We start from the raw sequence: 22,774 nt of genomic DNA on the forward strand, positions 1-22,774 counted from the left end.
GTCCCGGTTCTACGCGCCCTCGACCCGGCGCCGCTCCCAGTCGATCGCCGTCTTGACGATGAAATCGAGATCGTCGTGGCGCGGCTGCCAGCCGAACCGATCGCGCAACCGCTGCGGATCGCTGTAGAGCTTGTCCGAATCGCCGGCGCGGCGGGGTGCCATGCGAACGTCGAGCTTCCGGCCCGAGACGCGCTCGACCGCTTCCAGCACCTGGCGAACCGAGAAGCCGTGGCCATAGCCGCAGCAACACAGCAGGTTCTCGCCCCGCGAATACAGATCCTCGAGCGCCGTAACGTGCAGCGCCGCAAGGTCGCTGACATGGATATAATCGCGAATGCAGGTCCCGTCCGGCGTGTCGTAATCGTCGCCGAACACCGAGATATGGTCACGGATACCGACCGCGACCTCGGCGGCGACCTTGATCAGATGGGTCGCGTTCGGCGTGGACTGCCCGGTCCGTCCCAGCGGATCGCCGCCGGCGACATTGAAATAGCGGAGCGCAGCGTAAGTCAGCCCGTGCGCCGCGGAGACGTCCTTCAGCATCAGTTCCGTCATCAGCTTCGACGTCCCGTAGGGATTGATCGGGCCGGTCGGCGATTCCTCGTTCACCGGCACCGCATCGGCGATGCCATAGACAGCGGCGGTCGACGAGAACACGAAATAACCGACTTCGGAAGCGACGCAGGCCTCCAGCAGCCGTGCCGTGGCGGCGGTGTTGTTGCGGTAGTACTTGAGCGGGTCGGAGACCGATTCGGGCACCACGACGCTGCCGGCGAAATGCACCACGGCGGCGACGTCATGGTCCCTGATGGTCCGGGTAACGAGCGGGAAATCGGCAACATCGCCGACTATCAGCGGCACCCCGTCGGGCACCATCGCCCGGATACCCGTTGTCAGGTTGTCCAAGACCGCGACCCGGTAGCCGGCATCGCGGAACGCCAATACCGCATGGCTACCGATATAGCCGGCACCGCCGGTGATCAGCACTGTCCTGTTCTTCATCCGGGCACACCCCTGCATTCCTGTACGACGACTCGTCAGCCCGGCCCGCGCTGCTGCACAGGCCTCCGCTGTCGTCGGCGACGATAGCCGGAAATGCTGGCCGGAGTGTTAAGGAAAGCTGATTTGACCGCCTCGAGCTGACGGGGAAGCGAGAGGCCTTGTCATTCGGCCAGGGCGCGGAACGACCCGGCGGACGAGCGCCGGGGCAAAGGGTTGCCGCGCTGCAAGGCGCCGGAAAATCGCCGTGCGGCCATCGATGGAGGACAGCCGGTGGCCGACCGCTTCAACGGGCCAGTTCGATCACCGCCTGGGCTATCACGAGCCAGCCTAGGGCACTGGCCAGAAGCCAGATCACGACCGCCACGCGGGCATCCATCCTGCCTGTCTCGGCATTTTCTTGATGGACACTCATATCTTCTTTCCTCCCCGATACCGTCCGACGCCCTCGGGCATCGACAGACCACTGATCACTCATACCTCGCGCCGCCCGAACCCGAAACCATGCCCGTTCCCCCCGGAACCGTAAGTCTCCCAACCTGTTAACCATCAAATATCATGCCAGATTTTACCATTACATATCAGATGGTTAGAGATACCCCGACAACACGGAGGACGATTTGTCGGAAATTCTGACACTATTATGACGAACGAACTATGCGACGCGTGAAGGATCCCCCCGAAACTGCCCGCCAAAGCCCTTCGCAGCCGCCCGAGACCGGGCACATGGCCTGCGGCCCCGGCTTCTCCTCCCGGCCTGGCAATGAAACGTAAAGCACTTGGCGCGATCATGGCCTTCGAACGAAGGGTCGAGGAGAGGTCGATGTGGGGCTCCAGGGGGCTCGCCGCGCCACAACGTGACGACGCGCATCAGGCAAGCGGCAGCGATACGCCGGTTCGCCGCCGCATTACGGCGCGCGTAATGGACCTCGTGGTCTCGACGCTGCTGCTGGCATTTCATCTGCCGGTCATGGGCGGGGCGGTCCTGCTGGTCGCGCTGTTCGGCCAGGGTCAACTGTTCAGGCGGATCCCGACGACCGGGCGGAACGGCCAGGTGTTCGATCTGCTGCATCTCGATTGCGGCGCCGACGAGCATCCGCCGGCGGTGCTGGGAACGCTCCGCCGCGCCCGAATCGACGAGCTGTTCGTGCTGGTCAATATCGTTCGGGGCGACATGGCGCTTGTCGGGCCGGTCGCCGATCCGGTCCATCTCGGCCGGCATCTCAAGCTCACGGAACCGCACTACGCGGAAAAGCTCCGCGTTCGCCCCGGTCTCGTCGGCCCTGTTCAGTTGCTGACGCTTCGCGGCACCCCCCTGCCCTCAATCCAGGATCGCCTGACGCTCGACATCGGGTATGTTCGAAGCTGTCGCCTGTCCGGCGACATTCGCCTGCTCGGCGAGACCATGAAGGAGCTCTCGCGGGGCAAACGAGGGTAGGACCCGGGGGACTGGAGCATGAGCATCTCGCTCGCAAGCCATGGACTGGCCGCGATCGCCTTCCTGTGCCTGGCGGCACTGATCGCGGCGTCCTATATCCGCTCGCGCAGTCGTCCGGCCTTCCTGCTCCTGCTGGCCAGCGGACTGACCCTGCTCTGGGCCCTGGGCGTCTGCGCCGAATCCCTGGTCGCGGAATGGCCGCACCGGCTGTCGCGACTGATGGAACTCGCCAAGCTGGTCGGCTGGCTGCTCTTTCTCGGCGAACTCGCGAGCCGCACGGTCGAGAAGGAACGGGCGCAACAGTGGCGCCGGATCTTCCTGCGCGCGCTTGTCGCGATCGTCGCCGCGGCGGCGATCGTGGAAACCATCTTCGTGACGGCCGCGCCCTTCGAACTCAGCAGCAACGCTGCCCTGCTGGTCAGCCTGTCGCGGATCGCGCTGACGATCATCGGCTTCCTGCTGATCGAGAACCTGATCCGCAACGCCGATTCGGACAGTCTCTGGTCGCTCAAGTTCGCGATCGTCGCGATCAGCGCGATCCTGACTTACGACTTCGTTCTCTATTCCAGCACGCTCCTGCTCCGCGACGTCGACGTCGACCTGTTCGAGGCGCGCGGCGTGGTCGTCGCCCTGACCGCGCCCCTGCTCGCGGTGGCGAGCGCCCGGAATCGCTCCTGGGCGGTCAATATCCACGTCTCCCGGAGCGCCGTGTTCCATACCGCGACCCTGGTCGGCAGCGGCGGTTACCTGCTGGCGATGGCGGCGACAGGATACTATCTCCGGATCGTCGGCGGCGTCTGGGGGCCGCTTCTCCAGGTCGCCTTCCTGTGCGCGGCCGTGCTGGTGCTCCTGCTGACCCTGTTCTCGGGCAGCGTTCGCGCCCGGCTTCGCATCCTCATTGCCCAGAATTTCTTCTCCTACCGCTACGATTATCGGGACGAGTGGCTGAAGTTCATCAGCACGATGTCGGCGAGCGAGGGCCGCCTCTCCGACCGGGCGATCAAGGCGGTCGCCCGGATCGTGGACAGCCCGGCCGGCGCGCTCTGGGTCCGCCGGGAATCGGAGGCCAGCTATGTGCCCGCCGGGCACTGGAACCTGCCGGTCGACGCCGCCTTCATACCCGACGACGACAGCGTGGTCGGCTATCTCCGGGACAGCCAGCGGATCATCAACCTGCCCCAGTTCGCTGCCGATCCGGCAAGCCACGAGGGCCTGGACCTCTCCTCCTGGCTCGCCTCGCTGCGGCGTGCCTGGCTGGTCATTCCCTGCCTGCATCGCGGCGAGTTGCAGGGTTTCATCGTTCTCGGCACGCCACGGGTGACACAGCGCCTCGACTGGGAGGAGTATAACCTGCTGCGTACCGTCGGCCTTCAGGTCGCAAGCTACCTGGCGGAAGAGGATGCCCTGCAGGCGCTCCTGGACGCCCGGCAGTTCGAGGAATTCAACCGCCGCTTCGCCTTCGTGGTTCATGACATCAAGAATCTGAACAGCCAGCTGTCGCTGCTGCTTTCCAATGCCGCCAAGCATGGCGGCAACCCGGAATTCCAGCGCGACGTGATCAACACCGTGCGGAACTCGGTCGAGAAAATGGGAACCTTGCTCGCCCAGTTGAAGAAGGCCCGCGAGGCCGGGCCGCCGGAAGAGACAAGCCAGCCGACCGTCGACCTGCGACCATTGCTGTTGCGCCTCTCCGGCCCCTATGGCAAGGGAAGCACTTCGTTTGAACTGGCCCTTGCCGAGGGCAACTTTCGTGTTGCCGGATCGGAGGAGAGACTTTCGGCAATGTTTGCGCATCTCTTGCAGAATGCTGTCGATGCGACAAATGGGGCGGGGCAGGTCACGCTACGATTATTTAACGACGGCCAAAGTATCGTCACCGAAGTCTGCGACGATGGCCCCGGCATGGACGCAGACTTCGTCCGCGACGAACTCTTCCGCCCATTGCAGACGACCAAAGGAGAAGGCTTTGGCATAGGCGCGTACCAGGCGCGCGAGATAGCGCGGGACCATGGCGGTCGGCTGGAAGTCCAGACGGCGCCGGGTGCCGGCACGACGATGCGGGTTTCGCTGCCGCGACACGACGATGGAAACGAGGGATAAGGACGAGACGTGAACGACACGCCTAGACTTCTGATTGTAGAGGACGATCCGGGACTGCAGAGCCAGCTTCGCTGGGCCATGTCCGAGTTCGATACGGCGATCGCGGGCAACAGGCAGGAAGCGCTCCAGGCGCTGGAGGATCACAATCCGGAAGTCGTCGTCCTCGATCTCGGGCTCCCGCCGGACCCGAACGGGGCAAGCGAGGGCCTGACGACGCTGGAGACGATTCTCGAGCTTCGTCCGGAGGTGAAGGTCATCATCGCCAGCGGCAACGAGGAACGGGAAAACGCCGTCAAGGCGATCAACCTCGGCGCCTACGATTTCTGCGCGAAGCCGGTCGATATCGAGCTTCTCAGCATCATCATCGGCCGCGCCCGGCACGTGCACCGGCTCGAAATCGAGAACCGCAAGCTTGCCGCGCGCGTCGAGAAGAATGTCTTCGACAGCCTGGTGACCGGCGATCCGGCGATGCTCGAGATCTGCCGCACCGTGCGCCGGGTGGCGACCACCGATATCACCGTGATGATCACCGGCGAGAGCGGCACCGGCAAGGAACTGCTCGCCCGCGCGGTGCACGAGAACAGCCTGCGCGCGGACAAGGCGTTCATCGCCATCAACTCGGCCGCGATTCCGGAAAACCTGCTCGAAGCGGAGCTTTTCGGCTACGAGAAGGGCGCCTTTACCGGCGCCGTGAAGCAAACCGTCGGCAAGGTCGAGATGGCCAACGGCGGGACCCTCTTCCTCGACGAGATCGGCGACCTGCCGTTGAGCCTGCAGGCGAAACTGCTGCGTTTCCTGCAGGATCGCGTGATCGAGCGGATCGGCGGCCGCCGGGAAATCCCGGTCGATGTCCGCATCGTCTGCGCGACGAACAAGGACCTGGAAGCGATGATGCTGGAAGGCAGCTTCCGCGAGGACCTTTTCTATCGCCTGAACGAACTGCCGATCGACGTGCCGCCCCTGCGTGAGCGCCGCGACGACTCGTTCCTGCTCGCGAAATATTTCCTGGGCGAGTTCAACGGCCTCTACAAACGCGCCGTGCGCGGCTTTTCCGACAGCGCCGAGAAAGCGATCCGCCAGTATCCCTGGCCGGGCAACGTCCGGGAGCTCGAGAACCGGATGAAGAAAGCTGTCGTCATGGCCGACGGAAAGGTCATCAGCGCGCGCGACCTCAATCTGCCGTCGCAACTCGCCTCGGAGCAGATCGCGCCGCTGAAGGAAGTTCGGCAGGCGGTCGAGCGGATTCACATCAGCAAGGCGCTGAACGCCACTCGCGGCAACATTTCCAAGGCGGCCGACCTGCTGGGCGTCTCGCGACCGACCCTGTACGAGCTTCTCAAGACGCTCGGCATCGAAAAAACCTGATATACCGGGCTCGACTGATCCCGGACTTGCGATTCTGGAGAAGGTAGATGATCAAGAAACTGCTTATCGGCGTTGGCGTTCTTGCCTTGCTCGCCGTCATCGGCGTGGCGGGATATATCGTCATGGGCGGTGGCAGCGGCGATTACCTGGCGCGCGCCAAGGACCACCTTGCGAAAGGTGACTACGCCGCCGGGCTTATCGAACTCCGGAACGCCGTGCAGGCCAATCCCGAGGACGGCGAGGCGCGCTACCAGCTGGGCGTGACGTCGCTGGATGTCGGCGACTATGGCGCGGCCGAGAAGGAACTCAGGGGCGCCCTGCGCCTCGGCGTCCCGGCGTCGCGGGTCAATCTGCCGCTGGCCGACGCCTATCTCGCGGTCGGCAAGTATGACGAACTCCTCAACGAGCTGGCCCCGATCGGCTCACCCGAGGAAGACAGCCGGCTTACCGCCATCAAGGGGTTCGCGCTGCTCGCGCAGAAGAAACTCGACGAGGCGCAGGAACGCTTCGACGCGGCGATCGCGGCCGATCCCAAGAACGACCGCGCCCAGGTCGGCCTCGCCCGCCTCTACCTGCAGCGCAAGGAATATGACAAGGCGCGCCAAGCTGTGGATGCGGCGCTCGCGATCGATCCCGAGAGCGCAGTGGCGTTGACGCTGGCTGGCCGGGTCCAGCAGGTCGACGGCCATGTCGATGACGCGCTGTCGTCCTTCAACAAGGCGATCGTGATCGACCCCAACCAGTATGAGGCGCGTCTCGGTCGCGCGGCGATCCTCGTCGCCCAGGAGTCCTACGAACCGGCCAGGGAAGACATCAAGGTCGTCCTGGCACGCCACAAGACGAACGTGATCGGCATCTATCTCTCCGCCCTCATCCAGTCCCGGGAGGGTGACGAGAACGGCGCCATCATCACGCTGGAGAAGATGGGGCTGACGCTCCAGAACTACCCGCCAGCCCTCTTCCTGATGTCCTCGCTCAAGATGAAGCGCGGCGAACTGGAACAGGCCGAATCCCATCTGCGCTCGCTGATCGGCGTCGCGCCCGACCTCGAGGCTCCCCGCCTGCTGCTCGCCGAGCTTTACAACCAGAAGAACCAGCCGGAGCAGTCGATCGAGCTGATCGAGCCCCTGTACGAGGCGGGATATCGCAAGCCCCAGGGCCTCAGCCTGCTCGCCAACGCCTATCTGATGGCGGGCCGCCCCGACGAGGCGGCGGCGCTGCTCCAGGGCATCATCGCCGAGGATCCGGACAATCCCACGGCCCGCACCCAGCTCGCGGTCACCCAGCTCTCGAAGGGTGAATCGGAGCTCGCCGAGGAACAGTTGCGCGACCTGATCGCCAAGGATCCCGGTTCGGTCCAGGCCAACACGCTATTGATCCTGAGCAATCTGCGCGAAGGGAAGTTCGACGAGGCAGCCAAGGTGGCCGAAGCCTTCAGGCTGCAGCTTCCCGACAGCCCGGTGCCGAACAACCTGATGGGTGGCATCAATTTCCGGCGGGGCGACGTCGCGGCGGCGCGGGCCGATTTCGAGGCAGCCCTCGCGATCGATCCGAATTTCGCATCCGCCTATCTGAACCTGGCCCAGCTCGCCGCCCGCGAAGGCGACCACGAGACGGCCAAGGCGACCTTCAGCAAGGTGACGGAACTGGACGAAGGCAACCTGTCGGCCCTGTTGTCGCTCGGCCGTTATGCCATCCAGGACGGCGAGGGCGAGGCCGCGCTCGGCTATTTCCGGAAGGCCGCGGAAGCCAACCCGAATTCCGCCGCTGCCCGGATCCGCCTGGCCGACTTCCTCCTCGATACCGGCGAGCTGCAGGAGGCGTTGGCGACCGCGCGCACCCTCGTCAAGCTTGCGCCGAATGACCCCCGGGCGCTCGCATTGCTCGGCCGCGCGCAGCTCGGCACCGGCCAGGCCGGCGTCGCCGCGGCGACCTTCCTCAAGGCGACCACCCTGGCGCCGGAATGGCCGCTGCCCTATCGCGGCCTCGCCCAGGCGCTTCTCACCGGCGACAACCCGGATATCGCCGGCGCGCGCAACGCGCTGGAAAGCGCGGTCGAGAAAGTGCCCGGGGACGTCACCGCGCGGCGCGACCTCGCGATCCTGGAAATGAACCAGGGGAACAGCGAAAAGGCCCTCGAGCAAGCCCAGGAAATCGCCAAGCTGGAGCCCGAGAACGTCGAAAGCGATCTGCTGATCGGTGACGTTTCGCTCCGCATCGGCGAGACCGACAAGGCACTCAGCGCCTATCGAAGGGCGCTTGAGAAAAAACCGGAAACCCGGACCGTGACGCGGATTTTCCAGGCCATGCTGCGCAGTGGCAACGTCGATGGCGCCCTCGGTGAGATGGAGGGATGGATCTCCACCAATCCGAACGACGCCGGGGCCCGTTTCGCCTATGCCAGCCATTTCCTGGCTACCAAGGATTACAAGCGGGCGGCGACAGAGTTCGAGAAGCTCTCGTCGATCGCGCCGCAGAATGCCGCCGTGCTCAACAATCTTGCCTGGCTCTACGACGAACTCGGCGACGAGCGTGCCCTGGAAGCGGCGGAGCGGGCGCTCGACCGGGCCCCCGACTCCCCGCAGATCCAGGACACCGCGGGCTGGCTTCTGGTCAAGCGCGGAACCTACGAGCGTGGCCTGACGCTGTTGCGCAAGGCAAACCAGCTTCTGCCCGGTCTGCCCGAGGTCCAGTACCATCTCGCGGTTGCGCTGAATGCCACCGGGAAGCCCGATGAGGCGCTGGCCCTGCTGAAGAAGGCGCTTGCGGGAACGGAAGAGTTCTCCGGCCGTGGCGATGCGGAGGCATTGCTGAAGAGACTCCAGCCGTAACGATGCGCGCGGCCTGACAGGCGGCGCAAAAGACAAAGCCTCCCGCGCAGCCGCGCGGGAGGCTTTTCTTTATCCGATGCGTCTACCGTGGCCGGCCCGCGCCGTTGTGGGACCCGGCAGGCTCGGCCCGGTTGTTATCAGGCCCGGCGGCGACGCCGCGCGAGGCCAGCACCGAGCAGGCCGAGACCCAGAAGGCCGATCGCCGAGGGCTCCGGAATATCGAAGCCGGCGACCGAATAGTCGTCACCCTGGGTCGTTCCGGAAGCCTCGAAGAGGGCTTCCAGGACCATCAGGTCCTTGCCGAAATCGACGAAGAGCTCGCCGTTTCCCTGGTCCGCGTCGTTGCCGTCGAAGGCATAGACGACCTGGCTGCTGTCCTCGAGGGTCAGCGTCACGGTGCCCTGCTCGCCATCCTCGCCATCGGGCGTGCCGAACAGATCGGTCAGCCAGAGGCCGGCGAGCTTCTCGGGCAGCAGGAACGAAACCAGGAATCGTTCGCTGGAGTTGATCTCGTCGATCTCGCCACCGCCACGGATGCCGAAACCGTCGACACTGTCGTGCCAGAAGCGCTTGCCGCTTGGCTGCGCCGAGACAGTGACGTTGCCGAGCGTGAACGGGCTGCTGGAGTTGTCCGCCGCATGCCATGCGCCCTGGCGGAAATCGATGTCCAGGTACGGAATGACCGTTGCGGACGCGGAGGCTGCCATTGCGATCGTCGCGATACCAGCGGCAGCCAGAGCCGAACCAAAGCTACTAAATTTCATGACATTCACCCACAACTGTTTAATGAACCCTCGGCATTCTATTCGCAAAAGGTGTGCCAAATTGTTCTTGTTGTTTTTCAGATACTTATGGGATGGTCTTATCAGATTTTCCGGAATTCTGTAAGATATTCCGACATTATCGAACGCGATGGCAGGCCTGTCCGACTTCCCGGACTGGCTGAATAGACCGTTCAGGCACTCAACTTTTCCTGCATGCCGGCCCGGCCCTCGAGCGGCGAGCTTTCATGCACCGAGCGGATGAAGGATTCGAACATCAGGATCGACCAGAGCGCCGCATGGTGATCGCGCTGGCCGGACTGGTGCTGGTCGACCAGGCGCCGCAGGCGGGCCATGTCGAACAGGCCGCTGTCCGAAAGCGCCTCGCTGGTCACCGCCGCGCGCAGCCGTTCGCGAAGCGGACCGCGGAACCAGCGCGCCAGTGGCATCGAGAACCCCATTTTTGGCCGATAGAGAATGTCATCGCTGACATAGGGTTCCATCGCATGCTTCAGCACGTGCTTGCCCTCGCCGCCGGCAAGCTTGAGATCGCCCGGCAATCCGCACGCCCAGTCGATCAGTTCGTGGTCGAGCAGCGGCGCGCGGGTCTCGAGTGAATTGGCCATGCTCGCGCGATCGACCTTGACCAGGATGTCGCCCGGCAGCCAGGTCATCAGATCGGCGTACTGTACCTGGGCAAGCGGATCATCGGTCCCGGCCTCGCCCATGTGCCCGCGCAGCAGTTCCGCCGCCCCGTATCCGCCCAGGTCACGGCGGAAGGCGACGCTTTGCACGCCGGCCCGCATCTCGTCGTTCAGGACCGACACGGCCTGGAAATAGCCGCCGACCGCGTCCATCCCGAGTTCCTGCAAGGTCGTCTTGGCCCGCATCCAGCGCGGCGCCCAGTCGATCTTCGGATACATCCGCCCGGCAAGGCCGAACAGCGGCCGGCGGACCGCGTCGGGCAGACAACGCCGCAACGCCTCCTCGCGCCGGTGCCAGAGATAGCGATCGTAGCCGGCGAAGACCTCGTCGCCGCCATCGCCGGACAGCACCACCTTGACGTGGCGGCGCGCCAGTTCGCTGACCACGAAGGTCGGCAGCGCCGAGGCATCCGCGAACGGCTCGTCGTAGATACCGGCGAGACGGTCGACGAGGTCGAAGCGTTCGGCCTCGACGACCTCGGCGACATGGTTGGTGTGATAACGGGCCGCGTGTGCCGCGGCATACTCGCTCTCGTCGAATTCGCGCTGGCTGAAGCCGATCGAGAAGGTGTTGACCGGTTCCTCCTGCAGTCCCGCCATCATCGCCACGACCGCGCTCGAATCCACACCGCCGGACAGGAAGGCCCCGATCGGCACGTCCGACACCCGGCGGATGTCGACCGCCTCGCGGAAGCGCGAGACCAGTTCCGCTTCGGCCTCGCCGCTGTCGCGGTACGGCTGCTCGACGAAACTCGGCTTCCAGTAGCGCACCGGCTTCGGCATCGGCTCGCCCCGGCGCCAGCAGAGTGTCGTCGCCGGCGGCAGCTTGCGGATGCCGCGATAGATCGTCTGCGGGTCCGGGATGTAACCGTAGGCGAGATAATTCTCGACCGCCTCGCGGTCGATCTCGCGCCGGACCGCCGGATCGAGCAGCAGCGACTTGAGCTCGGAGGCGAACAGCAGGCGCCCGTCTTCGGTCAGGGTGTAGTAGATCGGCTTCTTGCCGAGCCGGTCCCGGGCCAGGAAGAGCGTTTCCCGATCCGCGTCCCAGAGCGCGATCGCGAACATGCCCCGCAGGCGCTCGACGCAGGATGCTCCCCATTCGCGCCAGGCATAAACGATGGTCTCGGTATCGCTGTCCGTGCGGAATCGGTAGCCGAGTCCTTCGAGCTCGGCCCGCAGGGCCCGGTAGGTATAGATCTCGCCGTTGAAGACCACGGCGATCTTGCGGTCCTCGCTGTAGAGCGGCTGGTCACCGGAATGCAGGTCGATGATCGCCAGTCGGCGATGGCCGAGGCCGATGCCGTCATCGAGGTGATAGCCGCTGCCGTCGGGACCGCGATGGGCGATGCGATCGGTCATGGCGACGAGCAGCCGGCGATCGATCTCGCGCCCGCCCCTGCTGTCGAAAATGCCGGTTATGCCGCACATTGTCGCTCTCTCCGTTTCAGGCGTCGGGGCGAATTCCGGACAGCAACGGTCCGATCGGTGCCATATGCTCCAGCAGGTCTTCGATCCGCTTCAGGGCCGCGCCGGGATCGTCTTCGTAAAGCGCGGAAAGCACGATCGCGGCGGCATCCCGGCGACCGCTGATGAGTTCACCCTTGGCCTGGGCGATCTTCGCCTTCACGCCACCGCTGCCGTAACCGCCGTCGATCCACCAGAAATCGAGAACGATGCGGCGCCGGCCCGGGCCGACCAGGTCCTTGACCGTCACCGGTACCTTGTGGCCGTCGAACTTGATGTTGACCGTGTAGCTGCGGGTCCGCTGCCAGGTTTCCCCGTCATAGAGACGGTTGTGATGACTGATGACCTCTGCGCCGGGCCGTTGCCGGGCGAAGTAGGCGATCACCAGGTCGACGTCTCGCTCGCCGTTGCTGTAAACCCGGTGCAGCATCGCGTCGGCGCCGGGAAAGCTCGGCGACCAGACGCTCTGGCGGGCAACCACCGACCAGGGCGACCGGGATTGCGGCGCCGGCACGGCCTCGGTCGCCAGAGAGCCGCCGAGACCGGCGATATAGAGCGCATAGGCAGGTGCCGCCGTCGCGAGGACGCCCGCCAGCATCACGGTTATGACAATCGAGCCGCCGGCCCGGCGATCGCGCATTGTGGGCTTCACCGCGGCCGGGCGTTCACCGATCGGCGCCGGCAGATTGTCCTCGCGGAAGGCCATGCCGATCCAGATCAGCAGAATCAGCACGAAGGCGAAGAAGAACCAGCCATAGACCAGGTGGTCGACGCCGACGGCGAGCTCGTTGTCGCTCAGATGGGCGATGATGATGATGCCGAAGGCGCGGAAGCCGTTGGCGATGACCGGGACCACGAAGGACAGTCCGACGAAGATCAGGCGCCGCCCGAAGCTGCGATAGACCAGGTTTGCGTAGAGAAAGCCGAAGGCGATGCTGGCGATCAGGAAGCGGATGCCGGCGCAGGCTTCCGCGACCTCGAAACGGCCGTTCGGGATCGTGATGAAGACCCCGTCGATATAGACGGGGATGTTCAGCATCTGCAGGAAGACGACCGAGAATCGCGCGGTGAAATCCTGCAGGTGGGGCACCAGGAATTCGCCCACCGGCAGCATGAAGAGCAGATAGGCGAAGGGAAACAGGAAGGCCCGGTAGACCTTCGGCCCGAACACGCCGAACAGGGCAAGCTGGATCATCAGGATCAGCATCAGATGCTGACCGATTGCCGCGCTCGCGACCTCGGCGATCAGCCAGCCAAACCCGAGGATCGGGAACAGGATCGCCAGCCACGGTTGCGGCTGCGGCAGGTACTGGCGGAACAGATGCCGCCGATCCCAGACCAGGTAGAGCGAGATCGGGATGATCAGGAAGCCGTGGTTGTATGTCTCGTTGCCGTACCAGACGTTCACCAGCGAGGCGACCGAATCGCGGTAGAGGAATCCCAGATAGGCGAGCAGCCCGGCGAGCGCAGCGCCGGCGATCAGCCACAGCCGGTGATCGGCATCGTTGCCGTCCGACGCGGCACCGGCCTGTCCGTCCTGATGGGCCAAGTCCACTTCCTGCTCCCGCATGGCGTCCAACTATCCCAGTTATGGGCCGTCAGCCTTTAAGAAAGCCTTCAGGATGCGATCAGCGACTGAAGGCGGCCGAATCCCGCTTCCCAACTATAGCATTCGACGACCCGGCGACGGGCTTTCTCGCCCATGGCCGGATCGGGGTTCTCCATCGCATCGAGCGCGGCGGCAGCGAAATCCGGGGCCGCATCGGCGACCCGCAGTTCACGTCCCGCCTCGGCGTCGATTCCTTCCAGCGCCATGGGGCTCGCCAGCACGGTCTTCGCCATGGCCATCCCTTCCAGGACCTTGTTCTGGACCCCGCGGGCAACGCGAAGCGGCGCGACGACCAGCCCGGCATGGGCGATATAGGGGCGGACGTCGGGCACCCTGCCCGTCACGCTGATGCCCGGCCGTTCGGCCAGCGCCTGGACCTCCTTCGCCGGCTTGCCGCCGACGATGCAGAAGGCGGCATCGGGCCGCGCGGCGCGGATCCCCGGAAAGACTTCCTCGGCGAACCAGACCACGGCGTCGACATTCGGCCAGTAGTCCATCGCCCCGGTGAAGACCATCGTCCCGGCGCCATTGCCGCCATAGGGATCGTCCTGGGCGATGGCCGGATCGAAGAATTCCGCATCGACGCCGTTCTCGATCGCGAAGGTGTCCGATGCCGCTTCGGGCGCGAGCCCGCGGTAAAGCTCGGCTTCCGCCTCCGACACCAGGATCGTCGCGTCGAAGGCGGCCGACGCGCGCTTCTCGAAGGCCAGCAGTTGCCGCGCCTCCCGCCGATAGACCCAGCGCATCAGCCCCGAATGGCGGTCCGCATATTGCCGCCACTTGTCGGAATCGACGTCGACCATGTCGAGCACCTTTCGCGCCCCGGCGAAGCGGCCGTTCATGGCATAGGCAGCGACGCCGGAGGAAAAGGCGAAGACATGCCCGGGCGAGAACTCGGCACCGATGCGGTCGACGAAGCGGGCCAGCCGGGCATCGCGGAAATAGGGCACGGTGAGCGGCTCGCCGGCCGGAAAGGCCTGCAGCGAGCGAACCTTCGCCCAGGTCGGATGGAGCGGCACCAGCCCGACCGAATGGCAGACCTCCCTCAGCGTCGCCTCGTGCTGGAAATCGGCCGGGTCGTCGACGAAGGCCGCGAGATGTACGCGATATCGCGTCGCGAGCCGCTTCAGGAAATGCCAGGACCGGATCTTGTCGCCCTTGTCCGGCGGATACGGGACCCGATGGGAAATGAACAGAAGATCGGCCATTCGCTCAGCCGAGGTTCCGGGCGACGAACGGGCCGACGAGATTGGCGACCGGCAGCGGCAGGCGCCGCCAGATCGCAATCTGCAACCGGTATTTCGGATTGAGCGGGTTGAAGTCCGGCAGGGTCTTTCCTTCTTTCAGGCGGAATTCGTATGTCAGTGGCGCGACGTCGCATTTCCAGTGGCTTTTCATGTCGTAGCCGCCGCTGCCGGCCTTGCTGCGGCCGAAGTTGCAGACCGAGTAGCCCTTCTCCCGGGCGCCGCACATGGCCCGCCAGTAGAGGTAATGCACGGTCCCCCGGCGTTTCGCGTCGGGCGCGCCGCCGGCATAGTAGAGGTGGATCTCGTCACCGTAGTAGAACGACATGACCGAGTTCAGCACCCTGCCGTCGGCATCCTTGACGGTGCGGATCTCGACCGCGTCGCCGAACACGTCGACGATCTTCTGGAAATAGCGCTTGCCGAAGATCGGCGTGCCATGGTCGCGCACGCCCTCCGCATAGGCGCGGTAGAAATTGTCGATGTTGTCCTCGACCGCATCGCTCACCTCGCCGGCGTCGATGACCTTGCGGACCACGGCCCGCTGCTTGCGCGGGATCGACTTGAGGATCGCATCGGCGTCCTCGGCGATCGGCTTCCTGAAATCGAAATAGAGATCGTCGCGGCAGACCCAGTCGGCCCGCGAGGGCACCCGGGAACGGAACTCGACGAAATCGGCGCCGACCTGCCCCATCAGCGCGACGGCGTGGTCATCGAGCGCCTTGCGGGTCTCCTCGTCCAGCGCGAGCGGCCCGCCATAGACGCAGAAGGGCACAGAGATCAGGCCGTTTGCGAAGAGATGGCTTTTCAGATGGAACAGCGGCATGACGCCGACGATCTGGCCGGAACGCTCGGCGATCGTGTAGTGCTCTCGATGCCCGAAGGCCTCGGCAATGACCTGCCGCCAGCCGGCGAGGTGAAAGAACGTGCCCTCGGGAAAGGCGCGCACGAACGCGTCCCAGCATTCGGCGTCCGCTTCGCCGAAAGGCCGAAGAGTAAGGCTCATGTCAGCTCCGCTGCCGGTTCGCGATGACGTCGTGGTAAACCGCGTCCATCCGGCTCCACGAGAAATCCTCGAGCAGGCGCCCGAGCTTTCCCGCCATCCGCTCCAGCCCGGTGTAATGGCGGAAGCGCGACCGGAAGGTCGCGTTGTCCTGCCGCGGCTGGTCGGGGTCGATCTCCCACGGGTGAAAATAGAAGATGCAGGGACGCCCTTCCCGGCCGTTGAGCTGCGCGACCATCCAGCGATAGACCGGATAGGGCAGCAGCCGGAAATAGCCGCCGCCGCTGGCCGGGAAGTTGCGGCCCGCCATGCGCAGGGTGCTCATCGGGATCTCGACGACACCGTTGTCGCCGGCCGGGTGAAACGGGTCCCGCGAGGCGTCGGGCAAGCCGTACAGGTCGTGGCTGACCGGGTAGATGCTGGAGCTGTAGTGGTAGCCGGCCTCGGCGAGACTTTCATACGCCCACATGTTGCTCCGGCCGATCGAGAAGGTCGCGGCACGGTAGCCGCGAACCTCGACCCCGCCGGCATCCTCCAGGAGTTCCTTTGCCCGGCGGATATCGGCGTCGAACTCGGCGCGGTCCTGGCTGTCGGCCCGGATATGCGCCATGCCGTGGCTGGCCAGTTCATGCCCTTCGGCAACGATCCGGCGGATCAGTGCCGGATAGCGCTCTGCCACCCAGCCCAGCGTGAAGAAGGTCGCTTTGGCGCCACCGGCGTCGAACAGTTCGAGCGCGCGCTCGGTATTGGCCTCGACGCGCGGCGCAATGGCGTCCCACTGGCTGCGGTCGATGATGTCGGCAAAGGCCTGGACCTGGAAATAGTCCTCGACATCGATCGTCAGGGCATTCTGGGTCCGCGCGGCGACACGCGCGCGGCCGCTTTCCCGCGTCGGCGTCACGGCAACCGGCCCGTCCGCCACGCGAAATGTCGAATTCCCGCTCTCACCGGTCATCCGGCCGTCCTTCCAGATAGGATGCGATCGCCCTAAGGGTCCGCTTGATGATGCGATCGTGCAACTCGACGTGGCTTTCCAGATTCTCGATCCGACGGGTGTCGATCGCCGCAGCGCCGTTGGTCGGGCTGTCCTCGTGGCGGCTGCCGGAACCGTTGGTTCCCTTGCCCGAGGCATGCACCATCGGCTCTTCGAGCGAAATCTCCCCCATCGGCGTCGAATCGATGATCTGGCCGATCTCCTGCTCCTGCTCCTCGGCGACCTGGATCACGTCCGGGCCGTCGATCCGGTGCAGCTCCTCAAGGTAACCGTAAAGAAGGATTCGTGAAAAAAGCGTGTTCACCTTGCGCGGCACGCCGGCGGTGATCTTGTGGACCTGCTCGTAGGCGCTGCCGGTGATCTCCGGATCGCCGTCCCAGCCGGCGAGCTTCATCCGGTGCTCGACATAGGCCCGCGTCTCGGCCGAGGCGAGTGGCCCGAGATGGTAGGAGGCGATGACCCGCTGGCGAAGCTGCTCGAGCGCCGGATTGGCGAGGATCTGCCGGAACTGTGGCTGGCCGAGCAGGAAGCATTGCAGCGGCGTCACCTCGCCGATCTGGAAATTGGAGAGCATGCGAAGCTCTTCCAGCGCTCGGACCGACAGGTTTTGCGCTTCGTCGACGACGAGCAACGCCCGCCTGCCGCTTTCATGGACATCCTCGAGAAATGCCTCGAGACGATTGAGAAGCGACGCCTTGTCGAGCCCCTCGGTCGGCAGCCCGAAGGTCGAGCTCACCATGCGCAGCATGTCGTCCGCTTCAAGCTGGGTGGTGACGATCTTGGCGGCGACAAAGCGATCCGGATCGAGAGTCGACAGCAGATAGCCGACGAGCGTCGTCTTGCCCGCGCCCACGTCCCCGGTGATGATGATGAAACCCTCGCCCTGGGCGAGGCCATAGGTCAAATGCGCCATCGCCCGGTTATGGGCGGCGCTGCCGAAGAAGAAGCGATGGTCCGGCGTCAGCTGGAACGGCAGCGCTTCCAGTTTGTAGAACTCTTGGTACATAACCTCGATCGGCGCATTAGAAGAACTTTACGAGGCGGACCGAGACCAGATTCTCTTGTCGTTCGTTGGTTTCGTCGTCGGATCGCCTGTCGAACAACGAATATTCGACGCTACCTGTTAAGCTATCGCTAAACCTGTAATCGAACGACGTGCCAAGGTTGGTGGTGAGGTAGGTATTGGCGATCGCATCATCATCCGTATATGAGGTGCGCGCCGCGACATTCCAGTCCAGGAGCGGCGTCAGCCGGCGCTTGAAGCGCCCGCCGAGGCCGGAAATGCGGGCTTCGCGTCCGGTTGCCTCGGTGTCTCGCTGGGTAAAGAACGTGAAGAAGGAGAAATCGTTCCGTTCGGTCGAGCCTGTGAGCGAGAGATTGATGGTCCGGTTGCGCGTGATCGCGTCGCCGTTCGTCAGATCATCGTTGGGATCATTCGGGTCCGCCGGCAGGCCGGTGGTCTCGTCGATGATCACGCCGTCCTCGTTCTCGACGAGCATATTGAAGAAGTTGACGCCGTTGCGGGCCTGGCCGACGGTCGCGGTGTCGTCCACGCTGAGCGAGATCGTCGTCGTCGGGCCGAGGATGTAGCTGCCCTCGGCGGCATAACTCATGCCACCGAAGCGCCGGCCGACCCTGGCCGAGAGGCTCGTGCGCGGCCCCGGGGTCCAGCGCGCGCCGACAAGCCAGAAGACGCCGTTGTAGCCGTCCGGAACGGTCGAGCCGGTATCCTTGTATTCCTCGATGCCGACAGTGCCCAGCAGCGCCCAGGTCCGGTTGATCACATACTCGGTATCGCCGGTCACGCGCTGGACCTGGAAGTAGGTGTTGTCGTCGTCGTCGCGGATGCTGCGATTGACTTCGCCGGTGACGTTCCAGAAGAAGCTGGTGAACCGGGCACCGCTGGCGACCGACTGGCTGAGCCCCACGGTCGTCGCGTTCGACGAGGCCCGGGTATCGCCGCGGCCGAGCGGATCGAACAGGGTCTGGCCGAAGACTCCTCGGGTCTGCGTCTCGACCCAGCCGCCGAAACGCTCCAGATAGTAGGGGCTGATCGAATAGTCGAAGCGGTCGGTGGTATTCTCGCTGTCGATGCGGGCATTGTCGGTGCTGCCGCTCGCCGTGCGGTCGATCAGCTGCTGACGGTAATTGACGTTGCCGTCGACGAAGAAGCGATCCTCGAACAGCTCGACCCGGCCGATGCCGAAGGCATTGCCGGAGGCGTCGTCGAGATCGGATTCCTGAAGGTACTTGTTGTACTGGACGCTGCCGTTGAAATTGAGGCGCACGCGCGCGCCCTCGCCCAGGATGTTGATCCCCGGCCCGACAGTGCCGAACAGATCGGCATCCTGCTTTTCCGCCTTGGTCGCGCCCTGCGCGTTGTCCGTCGCACTGATGGCGGTCTCGACGCGCGGCTCCACAAGCCAGTCAGCCCTCGCCGGCAAGGCGATGGCACTCGAAGCGAGCGCGAGCGCTATGCACCTACCAAGGACAGACTGCCGGAAATGAACGGGCTTTCGAGAAGCCATATTCCCCCAACCAGCGATGCGAAACGACGTCGGTTACGTGCTCTGGTAGTATCCGGCGTAGGAGCCGAAGGACTCTCCACCCATGTCGTAACGCGCCTTGTTTAGCATAAGGCTGATGTTTGGACACGCCTTTATCAACATCAGTGCTTGAGAAATCGCAGACTGATTGGTCTTTTCCGCCTCTACAACAAAAAGCACCTGACCGACATGCTCGGCCAGCACGCTCGGCTCGGAACTCGCAAGCACGGGCGGCGCGTCGAATATGATGATCCGGTCCGAATAGCGTTTCGACATGTCGGCGATCAGCGCCCCCATGCGGTTCGAGGAGAACAGCTCGGTCGGATTGGTGTGCGTGGAACTGCCGGCCGGCAGAAGGCTGAGGTTCGGAATGTTGGTGCGTATCAGCACGTCGGCCAGGTCGATCTGCGGATCGGCCAGCACGTCGCACAGGCCGAGTTCGTCCTGCACATCGAGTAGCGCCATGGCCGAGCCGTTGTCGTTCCGCCGGTGAATGTCGGCATCGACGAGCAGCACGTTGAGGTCGCGTTCGGACGCGATGCTCATCGCCAGATTGACCGCGGTGAAGGTCTTGCCCTCTTTCGGGCGGACACTGGTCACCATGATCAGGTTGCCGTTCCGGATCCGCCGCTCGCCCGAAACGAAATCCTTCAATAGCGGCCGCTTGATGATCCGGTATTCCTCGATGATCCGCATGCGGTCGCCGGTCGGCGTTACCATGCCCTTGAGCTGCATGTTCACCAGATCGAGGGTGGCGAACTTCATCGTCTTGCGGGCATTTCCGGCGCCATCCGCCGGTTTCGCATCCGCGGCCGCCTTTGCCGCCGGTGCGGGCGTCGCCGCCTCGACGGGCGGCACGTCCTGCTTCGTCGGCCGAACGGCCTCGGCGCCTATCGACGGCTTGCCCGTGCCGGCGTCGCCTTCGCGCGGACGGAACTTGCGGGCCTCCGCCGATGGGCGGGCACCGCTCTGGGACAGCCGCTGCTCGGGCGCCGGCGCGCGCTCGGGGGCGCTGGCAGCCGCGTGCCCGTTGCCGCCGGCCGGGGGCGGGGCCGACGGCGTTGCCGCCTTGCCCTGCTCGGCAAGACGCTGCGCCGCCTTCTCCATTAATCCGACCTTGCGATCGCCGGTTCCGGACAAGCGGGCGGCGGCGCGGCCAATCAGATCCGGCTGACGCTTTTCTTCGTTCATATCAGCTGCTCTAACCTGCTTTGGACCTCTTGGAGGTCGAGTTTGGCAAGTCGCTGCGAAATCCCGGCAGAGCCCACGACAAGGCCGGCACAGACGATCACGAGAACCAGGACTACCGAGACGAACCCCATCAGTTCGAATCGCATCCGGCCTCGCCGCGCCTTGGAAATAACACCGGAAACCGAACCGACAACGTTGAAGCCGAACGCCTCGCGCAGCCGGCTCGCATTGTTGAAGGTCTCGTCCACCTGGGTCAGCAGGAAAACGAAGCCCAGGCCCGCTCCGAGGCTCACGACCAGCACGGCGCCGAGCAGGATCTTGCGCGGCGGACCATCGGGCAGCATCGCCACCTCGGGCGGATCGATGATGCGGAACTTGATGCTTGTCGAGCGGTCGACCGCCTCGGTCATCGCCGCGGCCTCGCGGCGGCGCAGGAGGTCCTCGTAATTCCTCTTCACGACCTCGTAGTCGCGCGAATAGTCGGCCATCTTGGCCTCGACATCGAGCGCCGAGAAAGCCAGTTCCTCGAGGCGCGCCGCCTGGCGTTCGGCGGCCGCCAGATGGCGGCGCTTCGAGGCCAGTTCGGCATCCGCCTCGATCATCCGAAGCTTGAGCTGTTCGAAGAGCGGGTTCGGGACCTGCTGCTTGCCGGCCGGCGTCCCGCCGGAGCTGGCACGCTCGAGTTCCTCGCGCGTCTTCTCGCGCTCGTACTGCTCCTGCAGGTTCTTGATCGTGTTGCGGAGCGAGATGACGTCCGGATGCTGCTCGGTATAGCGCGTCAGCATGTCGTCGAGCGTTCTCGCCTGCTCGTGAATGCGCTGTTCGAGGCTTTCGAGCGGCGTCGATACGTTGCCGCCGCGAATGATCATGCCGGCGGGGCTGTTGACCTCGAGATATTCCGGCGTCTCGGCCAGCGTCGAACGCAACCGGTCGCGAACCGCGAGCGCGTCCTGGTAATTGAGGTTCATGTCCTCGATCTGCCGCTTGGCGTTCGCGGCGGCGGTCGAGAAGCCGCCCGGGCTCTGCAGGACCTCGATGTTGGCGGCCTTGAATTCCGCCAGCTTCCGCTCGGCGTCGCGCAGTCGCTGCTCGTTCGCCGCGATCTGCTGGTCGAGGAAGGCGCGCGCCGTTTCCATCTCGTCGCGGCTCTCGCCCAGATTCTGCTCGACGAAGATCGTCAGCAGGGCCTGCACGACCGCCTGAGCCTTCCTGGCGTCCTCATGATGGTAGCTGATCGTCACCAGGTCCTTGCCCTCGGCGACCAGCTTGATGTCCTCGGCCAGAGCGTTGAGAAGCGCTTCCATCTCCTTCTCGTTCCTGACCGCGAGATCGAGATCCGCGGTCCGGGCCACTTCCTGGAGATTGGCGCGGCTCAGCATCGTCTTGCGCACCGTCGCGACCTGTTCGATCAGGTCGGTGTCGACGGTGATGTCCTTGAGCAGCGGCCGGAGCATGGAATCCATGTCCACATAGACCCGCGCCTGCGAGCTGTAGACATCCGGCAAGCGCATGACGACGAACCAGCCGACCAGGCAGACCAGCCAGGCGATGCCGATGGCGTACCAGCGGCGGCGCCATATTCCCTGTATGATCTCGAATATTTGTGCTTGCAGATTCATCATGTTGCCGTGTGTCATCCCCCAAGGTCAGCGGGAGCCCTGCATCTATAGGCGACAATCATAAATGTCGCCTTAACGCACGGCGGTGACGATCGTCACCCCGAGCGGACAAACAGCGCGGAACCCGAGAGTTCCACGCTGTCCGCCGCGCCCGTTGCAAACATAGCCTGTGCCTTCCTGCGACGCGGCCGACCTAACCAGGCGACCGGCCTCCGCCTGGCAATCAGAACCAGCTTTGCGGAATGATCAGGATGTCGCCCGGCAGTACCGGCACATTGGCAGTGACATCGCCATCGCGCAGCAGGTCATCAAGTCGCACCCGGAAATTCTGTTTCTCCCCGGTGTAGCTGCGAACCACGATCGCCTTGTTGCCGGCAGCGAATTCCGTCAGCCCACCAACCTCGATCATAACGTCGAGGATCGTCATTCGTTCCCGATAGGGAATCGCCTGCGGTTCGGCGGCCTCGCCGACGACCCGGACCTGCTGGTTCAGCGGGCCGAGGAAACCGGTGACAATTACCGTCGCGATCGGCGTCTGGATGAACTGCTTGAGGCGATCCTCGATGTCGCGGGCAAGCTGGGTCGGCGTCTTGCCGGCGGCGACCAGATCCTCGATCAGCGGAACGGAAATCTTGCCATCCGGCCGGACCGGGACCGAAACGCTCAGGTCCTCGTTCCGCCACACGAAAACCTGCAGCGTGTCGCCAGGCCCGATGAGATAGTCGGGCGTGTCCGCGCCGACCGCCGGTGTATCCGAAGGCGCAAGTTCGGGGCCACCGGTACAGGCGGTCAAGAACCCCAGCATGGCTGCCAGCAGAATCCCGAGGAAAAATCCAGGTCGCATCGGCCTCATTCCATCTATCCCCTATTCACCTTGCGTCCGGCATGACGCGTTTTTGTGGC

General features: G+C 64.6%; 17 protein-coding genes. 4 read left to right on the top strand and 13 right to left on the bottom strand.

Features of this window, described 5'->3' with window-relative positions; all coding sequences use genetic code 11:
* Positions 1-9 precede the first annotated feature (9 nt).
* Together galE and OCH7691_RS23775 are read right to left on the bottom strand one after the other, a co-directional pair.
* On the bottom strand, positions 10-1,002 hold the full coding sequence (galE, locus tag OCH7691_RS15555) for a UDP-glucose 4-epimerase GalE (protein ID WP_085884516.1): 993 nt from the start codon (positions 1,000-1,002) through the stop codon (positions 10-12).
* Positions 1,003-1,285: 283 nt separating this feature from the next.
* Positions 1,286-1,414, bottom strand: a complete 129-nt coding sequence (locus OCH7691_RS23775) for a hypothetical protein (protein WP_281251925.1) — start codon at positions 1,412-1,414, stop codon at positions 1,286-1,288.
* 408 nt (positions 1,415-1,822) lie between these two features.
* Here OCH7691_RS23775 and OCH7691_RS15560 point away from each other — a divergent pair, with 408 nt between their 5' ends.
* From OCH7691_RS15560 to prsT, 4 genes are read left to right on the top strand one after another with little or no spacing between them, the layout of a single operon-like run.
* Positions 1,823-2,437, top strand: coding sequence for a sugar transferase (locus OCH7691_RS15560; protein ID WP_176245091.1), 615 nt, complete (start codon positions 1,823-1,825; stop codon positions 2,435-2,437).
* A gap of 18 nt (positions 2,438-2,455) precedes the next feature.
* Positions 2,456-4,537 (top strand): XrtA/PEP-CTERM system histidine kinase PrsK, encoded by a 2,082-nt coding sequence (gene prsK, locus OCH7691_RS15565; protein WP_085884518.1) that lies wholly within the window; start codon positions 2,456-2,458, stop codon positions 4,535-4,537.
* A 9-nt stretch (positions 4,538-4,546) separates the two neighbouring features.
* Positions 4,547-5,902: a PEP-CTERM-box response regulator transcription factor gene (gene prsR / locus OCH7691_RS15570; protein WP_085884519.1), complete on the top strand. Its 1,356-nt coding sequence runs from the start codon at positions 4,547-4,549 to the stop codon at positions 5,900-5,902.
* 47 nt (positions 5,903-5,949) lie between these two features.
* Positions 5,950-8,733 (top strand): XrtA/PEP-CTERM system TPR-repeat protein PrsT, encoded by a 2,784-nt coding sequence (gene prsT, locus OCH7691_RS15575; RefSeq protein ID WP_085884520.1) that lies wholly within the window; start codon positions 5,950-5,952, stop codon positions 8,731-8,733.
* A gap of 137 nt (positions 8,734-8,870) precedes the next feature.
* On the opposite strand, the gene OCH7691_RS15580 is transcribed toward prsT, so the two are convergent.
* The 11 genes from OCH7691_RS15580 to OCH7691_RS15630 form a co-directional block, all read right to left on the bottom strand.
* A complete protein-coding gene (locus OCH7691_RS15580) occupies positions 8,871-9,440 on the bottom strand; it encodes a PEP-CTERM sorting domain-containing protein (RefSeq protein ID WP_176245092.1) in 570 nt (189 codons plus the stop codon).
* Positions 9,441-9,688: 248 nt separating this feature from the next.
* The gene (locus OCH7691_RS15585; protein WP_085884522.1) at positions 9,689-11,629 is read right to left on the bottom strand and encodes an XrtA/PEP-CTERM system amidotransferase; all 1,941 of its coding nucleotides are present in this window, start codon (positions 11,627-11,629) and stop codon (positions 9,689-9,691) included.
* Positions 11,630-11,645: 16 nt separating this feature from the next.
* Entirely contained in the window at positions 11,646-13,235 is a 1,590-nt protein-coding gene (gene xrtA / locus OCH7691_RS15590) for an exosortase A (RefSeq protein WP_085884523.1), read from the bottom strand.
* 47 nt (positions 13,236-13,282) lie between these two features.
* Entirely contained in the window at positions 13,283-14,482 is a 1,200-nt protein-coding gene (locus OCH7691_RS15595; protein ID WP_085884524.1) for a TIGR03087 family PEP-CTERM/XrtA system glycosyltransferase, read from the bottom strand.
* Between the two features lie 4 nt (positions 14,483-14,486).
* Complete coding sequence (locus OCH7691_RS15600) at positions 14,487-15,524, bottom strand: FemAB family XrtA/PEP-CTERM system-associated protein (protein ID WP_085884525.1); 1,038 nt, start codon at positions 15,522-15,524, stop codon at positions 14,487-14,489.
* Position 15,525: 1 nt separating this feature from the next.
* The gene (locus OCH7691_RS15605) at positions 15,526-16,476 is read right to left on the bottom strand and encodes an XrtA system polysaccharide deacetylase (RefSeq protein WP_085884526.1); all 951 of its coding nucleotides are present in this window, start codon (positions 16,474-16,476) and stop codon (positions 15,526-15,528) included.
* Entirely contained in the window at positions 16,466-17,521 is a 1,056-nt protein-coding gene (locus OCH7691_RS15610) for an XrtA/PEP-CTERM system-associated ATPase (RefSeq protein WP_085884527.1), read from the bottom strand. The genes OCH7691_RS15605 and OCH7691_RS15610 overlap by 11 nt, the downstream gene beginning before the upstream one ends.
* A gap of 16 nt (positions 17,522-17,537) precedes the next feature.
* Positions 17,538-18,959, bottom strand: a complete 1,422-nt coding sequence (locus tag OCH7691_RS15615) for a TIGR03016 family PEP-CTERM system-associated outer membrane protein (RefSeq protein ID WP_176245093.1) — start codon at positions 18,957-18,959, stop codon at positions 17,538-17,540.
* Positions 18,960-19,076: 117 nt separating this feature from the next.
* Positions 19,077-20,252, bottom strand: coding sequence for an XrtA-associated tyrosine autokinase (locus OCH7691_RS15620; RefSeq protein ID WP_085884529.1), 1,176 nt, complete (start codon positions 20,250-20,252; stop codon positions 19,077-19,079).
* Positions 20,249-21,874, bottom strand: a complete 1,626-nt coding sequence (locus OCH7691_RS15625; RefSeq protein WP_176245094.1) for an XrtA system polysaccharide chain length determinant — start codon at positions 21,872-21,874, stop codon at positions 20,249-20,251. The genes OCH7691_RS15620 and OCH7691_RS15625 overlap by 4 nt, the downstream gene beginning before the upstream one ends.
* A gap of 220 nt (positions 21,875-22,094) precedes the next feature.
* Positions 22,095-22,724, bottom strand: a complete 630-nt coding sequence (locus OCH7691_RS15630) for an XrtA/PEP-CTERM system exopolysaccharide export protein (RefSeq protein ID WP_085884531.1) — start codon at positions 22,722-22,724, stop codon at positions 22,095-22,097.
* Positions 22,725-22,774 lie beyond the last annotated feature (50 nt).

The organism is Oceanibacterium hippocampi, assembly GCF_900172325.1.
Classification (GTDB): Bacteria; Pseudomonadota; Alphaproteobacteria; order Sneathiellales; family Sneathiellaceae; genus Oceanibacterium; species Oceanibacterium hippocampi.